The sequence below is a fragment of the Streptomyces sp. NBC_00075 genome, assembly GCF_045041225.1.
GTDB classification, from domain to species: Bacteria; Actinomycetota; Actinomycetes; order Streptomycetales; family Streptomycetaceae; genus Streptomyces; species Streptomyces adonidis.
Genome location: NZ_CP108243.1, coordinates 11,334,435 through 11,347,823, shown reverse-complemented (window position 1 = coordinate 11,347,823; position 13,389 = coordinate 11,334,435). Strand labels below are relative to the sequence as shown.

9 protein-coding genes are annotated in these 13,389 nt (G+C 69.9%); 3 read left to right on the top strand and 6 right to left on the bottom strand.

Annotated elements, in window-relative coordinates; translation table 11 throughout:
• Nucleotides 1-25 precede the first annotated feature (25 nt).
• Both OG787_RS49930 and OG787_RS49925 read left to right on the top strand, forming a co-directional pair.
• Nucleotides 26-850: a carbohydrate ABC transporter permease gene (locus OG787_RS49930; protein ID WP_369031555.1), complete on the top strand. Its 825-nt coding sequence runs from the start codon at nucleotides 26-28 to the stop codon at nucleotides 848-850.
• A 100-nt stretch (nucleotides 851-950) separates the two neighbouring features.
• Nucleotides 951-3,422, top strand: coding sequence for a CBM35 domain-containing protein (locus OG787_RS49925; protein ID WP_405540104.1), 2,472 nt, complete (start codon nucleotides 951-953; stop codon nucleotides 3,420-3,422).
• A 98-nt stretch (nucleotides 3,423-3,520) separates the two neighbouring features.
• Here OG787_RS49925 and OG787_RS49920 read toward each other — a convergent pair whose 3' ends face one another.
• The 6 genes from OG787_RS49920 to OG787_RS49895 form a co-directional block, all read right to left on the bottom strand.
• Nucleotides 3,521-4,723 carry a cytochrome P450 gene (locus OG787_RS49920; protein WP_405540103.1) on the bottom strand — a complete coding sequence of 401 codons (1,203 nt, stop codon included), beginning with the start codon at nucleotides 4,721-4,723 and terminating at the stop codon, nucleotides 3,521-3,523.
• A 46-nt stretch (nucleotides 4,724-4,769) separates the two neighbouring features.
• Nucleotides 4,770-5,603: an SDR family oxidoreductase gene (locus tag OG787_RS49915; protein WP_405540101.1), complete on the bottom strand. Its 834-nt coding sequence runs from the start codon at nucleotides 5,601-5,603 to the stop codon at nucleotides 4,770-4,772.
• 101 nt (nucleotides 5,604-5,704) lie between these two features.
• On the bottom strand, nucleotides 5,705-7,093 hold the full coding sequence (locus OG787_RS49910; RefSeq protein ID WP_405540099.1) for an acyl-CoA reductase: 1,389 nt from the start codon (nucleotides 7,091-7,093) through the stop codon (nucleotides 5,705-5,707).
• The gene (locus OG787_RS49905; protein ID WP_405540098.1) at nucleotides 7,090-8,481 is read right to left on the bottom strand and encodes a hypothetical protein; all 1,392 of its coding nucleotides are present in this window, start codon (nucleotides 8,479-8,481) and stop codon (nucleotides 7,090-7,092) included. Before OG787_RS49905 ends, OG787_RS49910 begins: the two co-directional genes overlap by 4 nt.
• Complete coding sequence (locus OG787_RS49900; protein WP_369031461.1) at nucleotides 8,478-9,182, bottom strand: ABC transporter ATP-binding protein; 705 nt, start codon at nucleotides 9,180-9,182, stop codon at nucleotides 8,478-8,480. The genes OG787_RS49905 and OG787_RS49900 overlap by 4 nt, the downstream gene beginning before the upstream one ends.
• Nucleotides 9,183-9,247: 65 nt before the next feature.
• Nucleotides 9,248-10,489, bottom strand: a complete 1,242-nt coding sequence (locus OG787_RS49895; RefSeq protein ID WP_369031460.1) for an ABC transporter substrate-binding protein — start codon at nucleotides 10,487-10,489, stop codon at nucleotides 9,248-9,250.
• A 138-nt stretch (nucleotides 10,490-10,627) separates the two neighbouring features.
• On the opposite strand from OG787_RS49895, the gene OG787_RS49890 reads away from it, so the two are divergent.
• Complete coding sequence (locus OG787_RS49890; RefSeq protein WP_369031459.1) at nucleotides 10,628-13,333, top strand: ABC transporter permease subunit; 2,706 nt, start codon at nucleotides 10,628-10,630, stop codon at nucleotides 13,331-13,333.
• Nucleotides 13,334-13,389: the final 56 nt, after the last annotated feature.

Below are 13,389 nucleotides of genomic sequence, written 5' to 3'. Positions count from 1 at the left end.
CACCGCTGTTCATCCCGCGTCCGCGGTGAACCCCCTCTGGCGGTACGGCCGTCCGGCGCTGGTCCTGCTGCTCGCCGGGCTCGCGGTCGGCGTACCGCTGTGGCTGGTCGTCGTCACCTCCGCCAAACCGCAGGCCGAGGCGATCACCCCGAACCTGGATCTGCCCCGGCACTGGCAGCCGGGCGGCAACTACGAAGAGGCCGTCAACCAGGGCGAGATGCTGCGCGGCTTCCTCAACTCCCTGCTCGTCGTGGTGCCTTCGGTCGCCCTCGTGCTGATCCTGGGGGCGGGCGCCGCCTGGGTCTTCGCGCGCCGCAAGTCGAGGCTGGTCTCGGCGGCGTACGCGCTCTGCATCAGCGGACTGCTGCTGCCACCCGCCGTCATCACCGTCGTCATGGAGCTGCGGCAGCTGGGGCTCGCGGGCACCCGGCCGGGGATGATCGCCGTCTACACCGGGATGTACCTCTCCACGTCGATCTTCTTCATGACCGGCTTCATCCGGGCCATCCCGGTGGAGTTGGAGGAGGCGGCCCGGATGGACGGCGCGAAGCCGTCACGGATCTTCCTGCGGATCATCCTTCCGCTGCTCAGGCCGGTCATCGCCACCGCGACGATCATGGTGATGCTCTACGCCTGGAGCGACATCTTCTACGCCTTCTTCGTCCTCGGCGGCGGAGACAAGGCGACCCTGCCGCTCAACCTCTACAAGGTCGCCAGCGCCCAGCTCTACCTCAACAACTGGCATCTCGTCTTCGCGTACGTCGTGGTGATGAGCCTGCCCATGGTCGCCGTCTTCCTGGTGGCCCAGCGAAGGATCGTGTCCGGAATCACCAGTGGAGCCGTCAAATGACTGGAGGTCCAGCAGCGTGAGCACGCCCACCCTCACAGGATCGCGCGCCCTGTCCCGTACCAGAACCGCCCTAGTCACAGCCGTACTTGGAGTCACCGCCATGGCAGGCACCCTTCCCGCGGCCCAGTCCGCGACCGCAGCCGCAGACCCGCAGCGCGTCACCGTCGACCTCTCCGCGTCCGAAGGCCCGGTGATGCGCGGCGCCAACGGCACCCTGTACGGGCTCAGCGACGACGGCGTGCCCAGCGACGCGATACTGGCCCCCCTGAAGATCACCAGCGTCTCCCAGAAACCGGAGGGCGGCGCCCAGCATCCCAACGGGGACGCGCTCACCGTCTCCTCGTCGTTCTTCCGCAACGGCGGCGGCGAGATCAACGTGATGATGCAGGACATCTACGCCAAGTGGCCGTACGAGGATCTCGGCATCGAGGACTACCTCCCCAAGGTCGACAAGATCGTCAGCGAGGTGTCGGCCGACCCGAACAGCGAGCGCTTCGTCTACATCCCCTTCAACGAGCCCGACCAGATCTGGTACAACCTCGGCACCTCCGACCAGGCGCAGTACGAGATCAACCGCGACCGGTTCTTCAAGGACTGGAAGACGGTGTACGAACGCATCCGCGCGATCGACCCGGACGCGAGGATCGCCGGCCCGAACGAGTCCGGTTACCACACCCGCCTGTTGAGGGACTTTCTCGCCTTCGCGAAGCGAGAGAACGTCCTGCCCCAGATCATGACCTGGCACGAGTTGGACTCCAGCTCCCTTAAGAACTTCCAGGGGAACTACGACAGTTACCGCGCGATCGAGCGTGAACTCGGCATCGAGCCCCTGAAGATCAATATCGATGAGTACGCCAACCGTCGCGACCTGTCCGTGCCGGGCCAACTCGCCCAGTGGGTCGCGATGTTCGAGCGGAACAAGGTGTACGCCAACCAGGCCTACTGGGACGCGGCCGGCAACCTCGACGGCAACGTCGTACGCTCCAACATCCCCAACGGCGGCTGGTGGTACTTCCGTTGGTACGCCGGACTGACCGGCGACACGGTCAAGGTGACCCCGCCGCAGGCCAACACCGTCGACACCCTCCAGGGACTCGCCTCGTTCGACAAGAAGCGCCGCCAGGCGCAGGTCCTGCTCGGTGGCTCAGCCGGTGACGCCGATGTCGTCGTCCAGAACGTCTCCCGGTCCGTCTTCGGCCGTACGGTCACCGCGACCGTCGCCGAGTCCGCCTGGTCGGGCTACGAGGGACAGCACGCGACGCCTCGCGTCCTCGCCCGTACGAAGGTGAAGGTCGCGGCCGACGGCACGGTGAGCGTTCCGCTGCGTGGCCTGCACAAGATGTCGGCATACCGGATCGTCCTCACCCCGGGCGGCACCGGCACCCCGACCGCAGCGTCGGTCCCCTGGTCGGCGTCGTACGAGGCCGAGGACGCGGCCATCACCGACGGCAAGGTCTACACCCAGGGCACGGTCGGCAACGCCAACGGCTACGCGGCCTCCGGGACGAAGGACGTCGGCTCGCTCAACACGGCCACCAGCAAGGTCGACTTCACGGTGGACGTGCCTGTCGCGGGTACTTACGACCTGGCGATTCTCTACGGCAACCAGTCCGGGACGCCCGCAACACAGAAGCTCTCGATCGACGGCCAGGACCCGGTCACGGTCACCTATCCCTCCACCGAGAACTGGACCTACCGCGCCAAGAAGGACATCACCGTCGGTCTCCCGGCCGGGCGGCATGTGCTGACGCTGTCCAAGGGCGATGCCGAGGTCACCCTCGACCGTATCGACCTGACGGCCCGGACCTCCGCCGCGCCCTCGGCGTCGTACGAGGCCACGCTCGCGGACATCAGCGGGCGGCCGTCGTACGACTACTCCTCGTCCGCCGGGGTCGGCACGGGCGCGCTCGTTCTGCGCTCCGGTGACAAGGCGGTGTTCGACGTCTACGCACCGCGCGACGGGTACTACACGGTGGTGCCGCGAGCGTCGGCGGCGGTGAACGTGGAGCTGCACGGCCAGAAGGTGACGGCGGCGCCCGGCAAGGATCTGCGGCTGTATCTGGTGGCGGGCAACAACCGCATCGCGCTGACGGCCAAGGGAGCCTCCGTCCGCTCCCTCGACGTCTCGGGGGCCGGTTCGACGTCCGGCACGCTCTCCTACGAGGGTGCCTCGGCCACGCTCGCGGGCGGAGCGAAGCTGGTCGACTCCGTCCACGCGTCCGGCGGTTCCTACATCGGGTGGCTCGGCAACAGCGCGTCCAGCACGGCCGAGTTCGCGGTGGAGGCGCCCAAGTCGGGGCGCTATCTGCTGGTCGTGCACTACGCGCACAACGATCGGCGCGACAACGGTCACGCGTACAACACGGACATCATGTCCCGTACGGCGGATGTCACGGTGGGGGACGGGGCGGTGCGGACGGTCACCTTCAAGAACACGTGGAGTTGGGACGACTACTGGACGGTGGGGGTGCCTGTTGATCTGCGGGCGGGGGCGAATGTGGTGACGTTCGGGAACGCGGGTGCGTGGGCTCCGAACATCGATCGGATCGAACTCGGGCGGGTCATCGGCTGAGCCGCCCCTCAGGATGGGCAGTTCCTTCACCGCGGGCCGGTGGGGGCTGGTCGCGCAGTTCCCCGCGCCCCTTTGGGGCGCGGGTCCGCCACCCGTGTTCAGAAGTGCACGGGGAGACTCAGCAGGCCTCGTGAGCGCATTGATGGTCTCCAGTGCAGTTCCTGCGGTTTTACATCCAGGGCCAGTCGGGGGAAGCGGTCCAGGAGTGCTGCTAGGGCGATCTCTGTTTCCATGCGGGCCAGGGGAGCGCCCAGGCAGTAGTGGATGCCGTGGCCGAGGGCCAGGTGGGCCGTCGCGTCGCGGGTGACGTCGAGGCGGTCGGGGTCGGGGAAGCGGCGTGGGTCTCGGTGGGCGGCGGCCAGGGACAGGAGGACGGTCTCGCCGGCCGGGATGCCGACCCCGCCGATGGTGACGTCCTCGGTGGGGAAGCGGCGGATGGCCAGGGGTACGGGGCCGTCGTAGCGGGCCAGTTCCTCCACCGCGCCGGGCAGTCGGCCTGGATCGGCGCGGAGTGCGGCCAGTTGGCCGGGGTTGCTGAGCAGGGCCACGGTGGCGTTGCCGATGAGGTGGACGGTGTTCTCGTACCCGGCGAACAGGATCAGGAAGGCCAGGGACATCAACTCGTCCTCGGTCAGCCGGTCCTGGTTGTCGCGTACGGCGATCATCGCGGAGAGCAGGTCGTCGGTCGGGGCGGCCCGCTTGTCGGAGATGAGCTGGGTGAAGAAGCCGATGACGGATCGTACGGCCGCCTTCGCCTTGTCGGGTTGTGCGGGGTCCGGGGCCAGCAAGGTGTCGGTCCAGGACCGGAAGTCCCGCCGGTCGTGCGGGGGCACGCCCAGCAGTTCGCAGATCACGGTGATCGGCAGGGGCGCGGCGTAGGAGGCGATCAGGTCGGCGCGGCCGTGCGGTTCCATTGTGTCGAGGAGTTGGTCGGCGGTCCTCCTGACGGGTTCGCGCAGCAGGGCGATACGGCGCGGGGTGAACGCCTGCGACACCAGGCGCCGGATGCGGGTGTGGTCCGGCGGGTCCATGTTCAGCAGGTTCGCGTCCAGCGCCGGCGGCAGCGCGAGCCCGTGGTAGCCGCCGGGTTTCGCGTTGCGTTTGTCGAGGCTGAGCCGGGGGTCGGCGATGGCCTGGCGTACGTCGTCGTAGCGGGTGACCAGCCAGGCCGGGAGCCCGTCCGTTCCGGTGATGCGGTGGACGGGCCCTGCCTCGCGAAGCCTTGCGTACACCTCGTAGGGGTGGGCGATCAGCTCTGCGGGGTCGGCGAGGGGCGGCTGAGCAGCGGGTAACGATGGCATGGGCTCCACCCTAGAGCGGGCGTCGCGGCACTTCGATCTCGTTCCGTCAGCGGAAGCGGTCGGCGTTCTCCTCTGCCCACTGGCGGAACGGTCTGGCCGGGCAGCCGGTGATTCGCTCGACGGTGTCACGCACCGCCAGCAGCTCGTCGTTGACGTCTCCGCCCGTGACGTCGAGCACCGCGTCGGCCGCCTCCACGCCGAAGACCTCGGCCATCCGGGCGTGCGCCTCCCCGCGGCTGATCTCGGTGAAGGGCACCTCCCGCCCGAGTGCCGCCGCGACGGCCTCGACCTGCTGCCGGGCCGTCACCGGTTCGGGGCCGGTCAGGGCGTACGTCCGTCCCTGGTGGCCGGGTTCGGTCAGCGCCACCCGTGCCACCGACGCGATGTCCGCGGGGTGGATCGTGGGCAGCCCGGTGTCCGCGTACGGGGCCCAGACGGGCACGCCGTCGCGGATCGACGCCGCCCACATCAGGGCGTTCGAGGCGAACTGGGTCGGCCGCAGGATCGTCCAGGCCATGCCGCTGTCCTGGAGGAGCCTCTCGACCGCCAGGTTCTCGTCGGCAGGGCCCAGATGGGGATGCGTCCGGACGGTGATCGACGACACGAGCACTACGTGTTCCACTCCCGCCGACCGGGCGGCCCCGATGATGTCGGCGTCCGGACCCAGCCGGGACAGAAGGAACAGCGAGCGCACCCCCTCCAGAGCGGGCACCCATGACTCCGGGTTCGCCAAGTCGCCCACGACCGCCTCGACCGTGTCGGGGAAGGCGGCCCGAGCGGCGTCACGGGTCAGCCCTCTCAACGGCCCCGCACCGCAGGCCTGCAACTCCCCCAGCAGGGCCCTGCCTATGTTTCCGGTGGCCCCGGTCACGAGGATCATCAGCGTTTCCCGTCCCGTCAGTTGATCGACTTGGGGAAACGCTAGAACCTCGATCGCGCTTCAGGTCAAGGAGGTTCGTGGCCCTCCCGGACGGCGGGCGGTCACTCGTCGTTGACCCAGCGCATGAGCCGTTGGAGCGGGTAGAAGCCGTCGTGGGAGAGGCCCGGTGGCATTCCGCCCGCCCCGCCGAGGGAGACCACGCGCTGGACTCCGGCGCAGGCGAGGGCATCGCGGAGTTCCGCCTTGCGGGTGTCGGGATACACGCCGACCGTCTGGGTGGCGACCCCTGCGTGTGCCACGGCGTCGGTCAGGCCGGTCACCGGGACGACGTTGACGATCTTTCCGTCGGGGTGGAAGTCCACCGGCTCGGGCGAGCGGATGACCAGGCCCCGGCCGTCGTAGCCGCCCCACACCCGGTACTCGGGTGCCAGGGAGCGCAGTACGTCGATCTCCTCACGGAGTTCCGCGGCGACGGGCGGGCCGTCGGCGGAGCTGAACTCCCTTGCCACGCCGAGGCGTTCGCAGAGCAGCTCGGCGTAGCGGTCGGCGTCGTCCCAGGAGCCCTCGACGAACTGGAAGCGGCTGGCCACACACGCCTGCTGGTTGAAGAACGTGGCGTCGGCAGCGCCCGCGTCGGCGGACCGGGCCAGGGACTCGGGGGACTCGAAGGCCTCGCGGCCGATCAGGGAGATGGAGGTCTTGGGGTCGAAGGAGACGAGTTCGAGGCCCGGGCCGACGTACCGCAGTGCGCCTCGGATCGTGGACTCGCCGCCCCAGGCGACCAGTTTGTCGAAGAACTGGGGGCGGAAGAGCACGCTCTCGACCGTCTCGTCGCCGCCGCGCCAGTACACCGCCGAGAACGAGCGCACGACGGGGTGGCCGGGTGCCACCGCGGCCATCGTGCGCAGGATCGCGGTCGCGGTGAACAGGTCGTTCGAGGGCAGCTTGAGGAGGTTGACGCCCTTCGTGAGGGCTCCGCGTACGACGGACATCGCCGCCACGCCGGGCGCGTTCCCGGCGATGATGTGCACCAGGCGCGGCGGGAAGGCACGCGTGGCCGCGATCCGGTTCCCGGGCAGCCGTACCTCGCGCCAGCCGTCGAGGACGTCCGCTCCGCCGAGTTCGTGGTCGATCTGGGCGTACAGACTGGGCTGTTGGAAGCTGCGCCACAGTGCGGCGTAGGCGCGTTCGAGTACCTCGGCGGGGAGCGGGCTGACGCGGACCATCCGCTCCAGGGCCTCGGCGAGCAGGCCCTCGCGGTCCGCCTTCAGCGCCTCGCCCGTCTCCACCAGCAGGTCGACGATCTCCGCTACGGGCACCTGGAAGGCGGGGCCCGGTTCGGTGCGGGGCCACACGAGGCGGTCGAGGTCGAGTGCCGGTGCGGTGAAACGGCCGAGGTCGCGGCGTGGTCCCTCGTCGATCTCGCCGCGGATCACGTGGACGACGGACACGGACTCCGCCTCCGTGCCGTCGAGCGTCGTGGCGCTCATCCGTGGATCATCCCCCGGACGTAGGAGTCGAGTGTCGCCGCGCAGGTGATCTTGTCGTCGCCGCCGAGGTCGCCGTAGCGCTGGATGTCCGGCAGGACGGTCGGTCCCGGTCGGCCGCAGGCGCAGGGCGAGAAGTTCACGAAGACCCGGTCGCCGCTGATCAGTCCGCCCCAGCGGCCCTGGAGGGAGACGTCCAGGAACGCGAACCGGCCCTCGACCACGCCCTGTTCGGTGTTCAGGAGCTTCTCGCCGGCCTCGTCCAGCACCAGCGGGATCACCCACGGCGGCACGTGGTAGTCGCCCTTCTCGCAGGCGAGGCAGGAGCCCTGGAGTTCCGTCATGCCGTAGCTGCGGACCCGCCGTACGCCGGCGTAGAAGGCGGCGAACCGCTCCTGGTAGTCGTCGGGCAGCGCGCGCCCCTTGTTGCCGCCGCCGCTGAGCACCAGCGTGTCCGGGTGGAGGCTGCCGGCGGCCACACCACGGGCCCGCAGGGCCTGGATCAGCGTGAACTGCTGGTTGTTCATGCCGGCGATCAGCAGCGGCTCGTCGCGGTGGGTGGCGATGTCGTCGACGATCCGGTCCATGGCCGCGCCCAGCTCCTGCTCCCGGGACTCCGACACGGTCTCGAAGGAGCTGATCTCCTGCGGGGTCGCGGTGCCCTCCGCGATCCGGCGGCGCAGCAGGGCGCTGCTCATCAGTTCGGAGACCCGCATCGGGTCCTGGGTCAGCAGCCGGGTCTCCCCGGGCCGGGCGAAGACCTCCGCGTGCCACCGGTAGCCGTCGATGGAGCGCATCGGGCCGCTCGCGGGTGCGAGGAGGTAGCCGCGGCGGGTGGGCTTCGGTGGGAGCGGATCGGGCCAGCAGGTGAGGTGTTCGAGGATGTCGTGCAGGAAGTCCAGGTCGCTCGCGTCACAGTTGAGGAAGGAGACCTTCCCGGAGGTGCCGCTGGTGATGTACGGGCGGTGGCCGGCCGCGGTGATGCGGTCGGTCCACTCGTCGATGTCGCGTACGCCGTCCATGTCGACGTCGCCCCGCTCGACCACCGACACGGTCGTGTACCAGTGCAGCAGCCGGTCCCAGCGGCCGGCGGTGAGGAGGGAGAGGGGATACGACTTGTAGCTGGTGTGCGAGAACAGCAGCGGCACGAGGTCGTCGGGACTCGTGATCTCGTGTACGCCGTTCTCCTCGGCCCGGGTGCGCAGCAGCGGGATCTGCTCGCGCTGGGCGGTGAAGGCCTCCCGTGCGGCTTCGAGCTGCAACTCCCGTAGTTCCTGGGCTGGTTGGTCGAAGGTCTCGCCGGACAGGACCAGTGATCGGATCTGCTCGCGTGCGCCGCACACGGCAGTCACCTCCATCGATTGGGGAATCACGTCAGAGAATCGCGTCATGGAGTCGCGTTCTTCGCGAGGTACGAGGACTCGATCGCGTCGAGGTTTCCGCGCAGCTCCTTCGGGGTGCCGGTCATGGTGATCCGGCCGCGGTGCAGGACGTACACGCGGTCCGCGATGTCCAGCACCTTGCGTACGTGCTGTTCGACCAGCAGCGCGCCGAGGCCATCGTCGGCCGCCTCGCGCACGGCGCGCAGCAGGCGGTCGACGACGAGCGGGGCGAGGCCGAGGGACAGTTCGTCCGCGAGGAGCAGCTTGGGGGTGCGGCACAGGGCGCGGGCCAGCGACAGCATCTGCTGCTCGCCGCCGGAGAGCATGCCCGCGCCGACCTTGAGGCGTTTGTCGAGTTCGGGGAAGAGTTCGACGGCCCGGTCCGGTGTCACCCGGCCGACCCGCAGGTTGTCGGCGGTGTCGAGCCGGGTGAAGACCGCCCGTTCACCGACGTAGGCGAGGCCCTCGCGGGCGCGCCGGTGCAAGGGTGCGTGGCCGGTGGTGCCCAGCCAGCCCACCTCCCCGCTCATCGGGGCCAGGTCGCCGGAGAGTGCCCTGAGTGTCGTGGTCTTGCCCGCGCCGTTGGGGCCGAGCAGGGCGACGACCTCACCGGGGCGGACCTGGATGTCGAGGTCGCGTACGACGGGTCGCGTGCCGTATCCGGCGGACAGGGCGCGGGTCTCGATCAGGGGCGTGTCGATGTCGTGCACGGGCTTGCTCCTCAGCCGGATCAGCCGGATCAACCAGGTCAGCAGGATCAACCAGGCCAACCGGGTCAGCCGGACGCCATGGCCGTCAGCACCTTGCGGACGTCGACGAAGGTCGAGCCGGCCTTGGCCCACTCGATCTTGCCGTCGCGGATGGTCAGTTCGGTGGCCGTGGTGTTGTGGATGCGGTTGAGGCCCTTGATCGGCAGAGCGGTCGACTCGCTCCAGGTCAGCGGCGGGGTCAGACCGCCGGTGTCGATGCCGGAGGTGGTGTTCAGTTCCTGTACCAGGGCCTTGGAGGAGATCGTGGGCAGCTTCTTGACCGCCTCGGTGAAGACCTTGAACGCCACCCAGGTCGTCCCGTTGGCGCCGTTGGTGGGGTCGATCTCCTTCTCGCCCTTGGTGGCTTCGAGGAAGTCCTTCCAAGCGGGGTCGGAGGTCGGCGGGTAGTAGCCGGTGATCGCGGAGCCCTCCAGGGGACTGCTCGCACCGCCGGTGCTCTCGGCCAGCTGCGGGGTGAGGTTGCCGACGACGCTGCCGAGCTTCGTCTTCGCGCCGGACTGCACGTACGACGTCACGAACAGGTCGGAGTGCGTGCCGAGGATGACGTCCACGCAGTCGCTGCCCTGGGTCGCGGCGGCGACCTGCGGGGCGAGGTCGGTGGCAGTGACCGGCACCTTGAGGTCCTTGGGCGCCGTTCCGCCGGCGGCGGTCACGCCGAGCGCGAGGAACTTCGCGACGGTCTCGGCGGCGGCGACGTCGTACCGTACGCCGGAGATCTTCTTGCAGCCCTGCTCCACGAGCTGCTCACCGTGGGCCGCGAACACCACGGGTGTGCCGCCGTTGACCGGGAAGGACAGCGGGTTGGAGAACTCCGCCGCCGAGACGCCGGTCCCGCCGAGGTAGGGGATGCCGGCCTTCTCCAGGATGGGCATGTAGCGGTCGCCCGCGAGGCTGTACGAGCCGACCACCGCGACCACCTTCTCGGCGACCGCCTGCTGGGCGCACTTCTCGGCCTCGTCGGGGTCGTTCTTCTCGTTGCAGGTCAGTACCTTGAGCGGGCCGCCCTTGATCCCGCCGTTGGCGTTGATCCACTTCTCGTAGGCCTGGGCGGTGAGCCGGACGCCGGGCTGGGCGCTGCCCTGGGTGTCCTCCGGCGTCCAGACCATCACCTTGACCGGTGCGCCCTTCAAGGAGGTGGTCTCCGTCGAGCTACTGGCGGCCTCTCCCCCGCAGCCCGCGGCGAGCAGGGCTCCGGTCACCGCGAGACAGCTCGCTGCGGCTGTTCTGCGTCGGCGTGAGTCGTTCATGGTTCCTCCGCGGTGCTCGTCGTCGAGATGCGAACAGCATGGGGTGAGTTTTCGAGTTAGTGAAGTACTCTCGGCACAATTATTTAACTGAATGTGCTGTCTCGTTCCGCTCTCGTCCTGTCCCTGGGAGGTTCCCCGATGGACGACATCCTCAGGTTCGCGCTGCTCGGCCTGGGTCTGGGCGCGCTCTACACGCTCACCGCGCACGGCATCGTGCTGGTCTACCGGGGCTCCGGCGTCCTGAACTTCGCGCACGGCGCGATCGGGATGGCCGGCGCCTATGTCCAGTGGGAGCTGTCCGTACAGCACGGTGTGCCGTACTGGCCGGCCGTCGCGTGCGGGGTGCTCGCCTCCGCGCTGCTGGGCGTGCTCACGCATCTGCTGGTGCTGCGCCCGCTGCGCCGGGCGTCCTCGCTGGCCCGGCTGGTCGGCACCCTCGCAGTGTTCATCGTGCTCACCGCGATCGCCGTGAAACGCTACGGCGACAGCCTCCAGCTGGTGCCGGGCAAGCTGCCGACCCGGCTGCTGACGATCGCCGGGGCGACGGTGACCGAGGACCGCGTGTGGCTGCTCGCCATCGCCGTCGTCGTGACCGCGCTCCTCCATCTCCTCTACAAGCGCACCCTGTTCGGCCTGGGCACCACCGCGGTCGCGGAGAACGAGGGCGCCGCCGCCTCGCTAGGCTGGTCCCCCGACCTCATCGCCACCGGCAACTGGGCGTTGGGCTCGGCGCTCGCGGGCCTGACGGGCATCCTGATCGTGCCGGTCATCGGTCTGTCGGTGACCGGCCTGACGACCCTGCTGCTGAGCGCGCTGGCCGCCGCCCTGGTCGGCAGGTTCTCGTCGTTCCCCGTCACCCTGGCGGGCGGTCTGGTCATCGGCGTCGTCCAGTCCGAGCTGACCCGCTTCGGCTCCGACGTCACCGGGCTCGCCTCGTCCGTGCCGTTCCTGTTCATCGCGCTGGTGCTGGTCGCACGCGGCCGGGCGCTGCCGCTGCGCGGCACGTTCCTGGACCGGCTGCCGGCCCTGGGCTCCGGCCGGGTGCGGCCCGTGCCGCTGGCTGTCGCCGTCGCGGTGGGACTGCTGCTGGTGAGCCTGGCGACTCCGCTGTGGGCCGACGCGATCACCACCACCCTGGTGATGTCGCTGATCATCCTGTCGATCGTCGTGGTCACCGGGTACGCGGGACAGGTCTCCCTGGCCGCCTACGCGCTCGCCGGGACCGGCGCCTTCATCGCCGGGCACGCGGCGGCCGACTGGGGCTGGCCGTTCGAACTCGCCCTGCTGGCAGGTGTGTTGGGCACGGTCCCGATCGGCCTCCTCTTCGCGCTCCCGGCGGTCCGCACCCGTGGCGTCAACCTCGCGATCATCACGCTCGGGCTCGGCACCACGCTGGAGGCGATGGTCTTCCAGAACACCGACCTCTCGACGACCCCGGGGAGCGACGGCATCGCCGTGGGCAAGCAGACCCTCTTCGGCATCAGCATCTCCGGCGTCGACCATCCGCAGCGGTACGCCGGTGTCGTACTCGTGATGTTCGTCGCCGCGACCCTCGTGGTCGCCAACGTGCGGCGCAGCCGAACCGGCCGCCGGCTGATCGCCGTACGGGCGAACGAGCGGGCCGCGGCCGCCCTCGGCATCGACGTCCGCGCCGCCAAGCTCTACGCCTTCGGTCTCTCCGCCGCCATCGCCGCGCTCGCCGGGGTCCTCACCGGGTTCCGCTCGACGTCCGTCGTCTTCTCGGACTTCGCCAGCTTCGAGTCCATCACCGCGCTCGGGCTCGCGGTCATCGGCGGAGTCGGCTTCCTCGTGGGCCCGTTGTTCGGCGCGACCTTCGCGGCCGGCACGGTGGGCGCCCGGTTCGGGGATCTGGTGCTGCCCGGGCTGAGCGAGTGGATGCCGCTGATCGGCGGGATCATCCTGGTACTGACGCTGGTGGGCAACCAGGACGGCATCGGCAAGGACATCGGCAGGCAGGCGGCGGGCGTGCGACGCAGGCTGTCCGCCAAGCGCGCCGCGCTCGTGCCGGAGACCGTGCACGAGGAGGAGACGGCGGCGGAAGCGGTCCCCCGCGCGACACCACTCCCCCTCCACGTACGAGACCTGACCGTGCGCTACGGCGGTGTCGTCGCCGTCGACGGGCTCTCGCTGGACGTCGAGCCGGGCCGGGTCGTCGGTCTCATCGGGCCCAACGGCGCCGGCAAGACCTCCGCGATCGACGCCGTCACCGGCTTCACCCGGGCCGCGTCCGGCAGTGTGCGCCTCGGCGACCGGGACGCGACCAGGCTGCCGGTGCACCGACGGGCCGCCGCCGGGCTCAGCCGGTCCTTCCAGTCGCTGGAGCTGTTCGAGGACATGACCGTCCTGGACAACCTGTACGCGGCCTGCGACCGGCCCGGCCGCTGGACGTACCTCATGGACCTGGTCCGCCCCGGCAGCCGCCCTCTTCCCGCCCATGTGCTGGTCGCCGTACGGGAGTTCGGACTCCAGGACAGTCTGGACCGGCCGGTGGGCGATCTGTCGTACGGGGAGCGGCGGCTGCTGGCCATCGCCCGCGCGGTGGCCGCGTCGCCGTCCGTGCTGCTGCTCGACGAACCGGCGGCGGGGCTGTCGGACGACGAGACACGGGAGCTGGCCCACCTGGTGCGGCGGCTCGCCGAGGACTGGGGCATGGGGGTGCTGCTCGTCGAGCACGACGTCGACATGGTGATGAGCGTCTGCGACCAGGTCGTCGTCCTGGACTTCGGCCGCCGGATCTGCGCCGGTACGCCGGAGGAGGTGCGCCGAGATCCGGCGGTGCGGGCGGCCTACCTGGGCGACCTGGAGCCGGAGACGCTGGCCTGAAACGGATCGGAGGCGCTCCCCACGTACGGGGAGCGCCTCCGACCGTCGATGACAAG

Excerpts from the sequence above, each read along its gene's own strand:
- OG787_RS49925 (WP_405540104.1), top strand. The coding sequence starts at position 951 with ATGGCAGGCACCCTTCCCGCGGCCCAGTCCGCGACCGCAGCCGCAGAC.
- OG787_RS49920 (WP_405540103.1), bottom strand. The coding sequence starts at position 4,723 with ATGCCATCGTTACCCGCTGCTCAGCCGCCCCTCGCCGACCCCGCAGAG.
- OG787_RS49915 (WP_405540101.1), bottom strand. The coding sequence starts at position 5,603 with ATGATCCTCGTGACCGGGGCCACCGGAAACATAGGCAGGGCCCTGCTG.
- OG787_RS49910 (WP_405540099.1), bottom strand. The coding sequence starts at position 7,093 with ATGAGCGCCACGACGCTCGACGGCACGGAGGCGGAGTCCGTGTCCGTC.
- OG787_RS49905 (WP_405540098.1), bottom strand. The coding sequence starts at position 8,481 with ATGACGCGATTCTCTGACGTGATTCCCCAATCGATGGAGGTGACTGCC.
- OG787_RS49895 (WP_369031460.1), bottom strand. The coding sequence starts at position 10,489 with ATGAACGACTCACGCCGACGCAGAACAGCCGCAGCGAGCTGTCTCGCG.
- OG787_RS49890 (WP_369031459.1), top strand. The coding sequence starts at position 10,628 with ATGGACGACATCCTCAGGTTCGCGCTGCTCGGCCTGGGTCTGGGCGCG.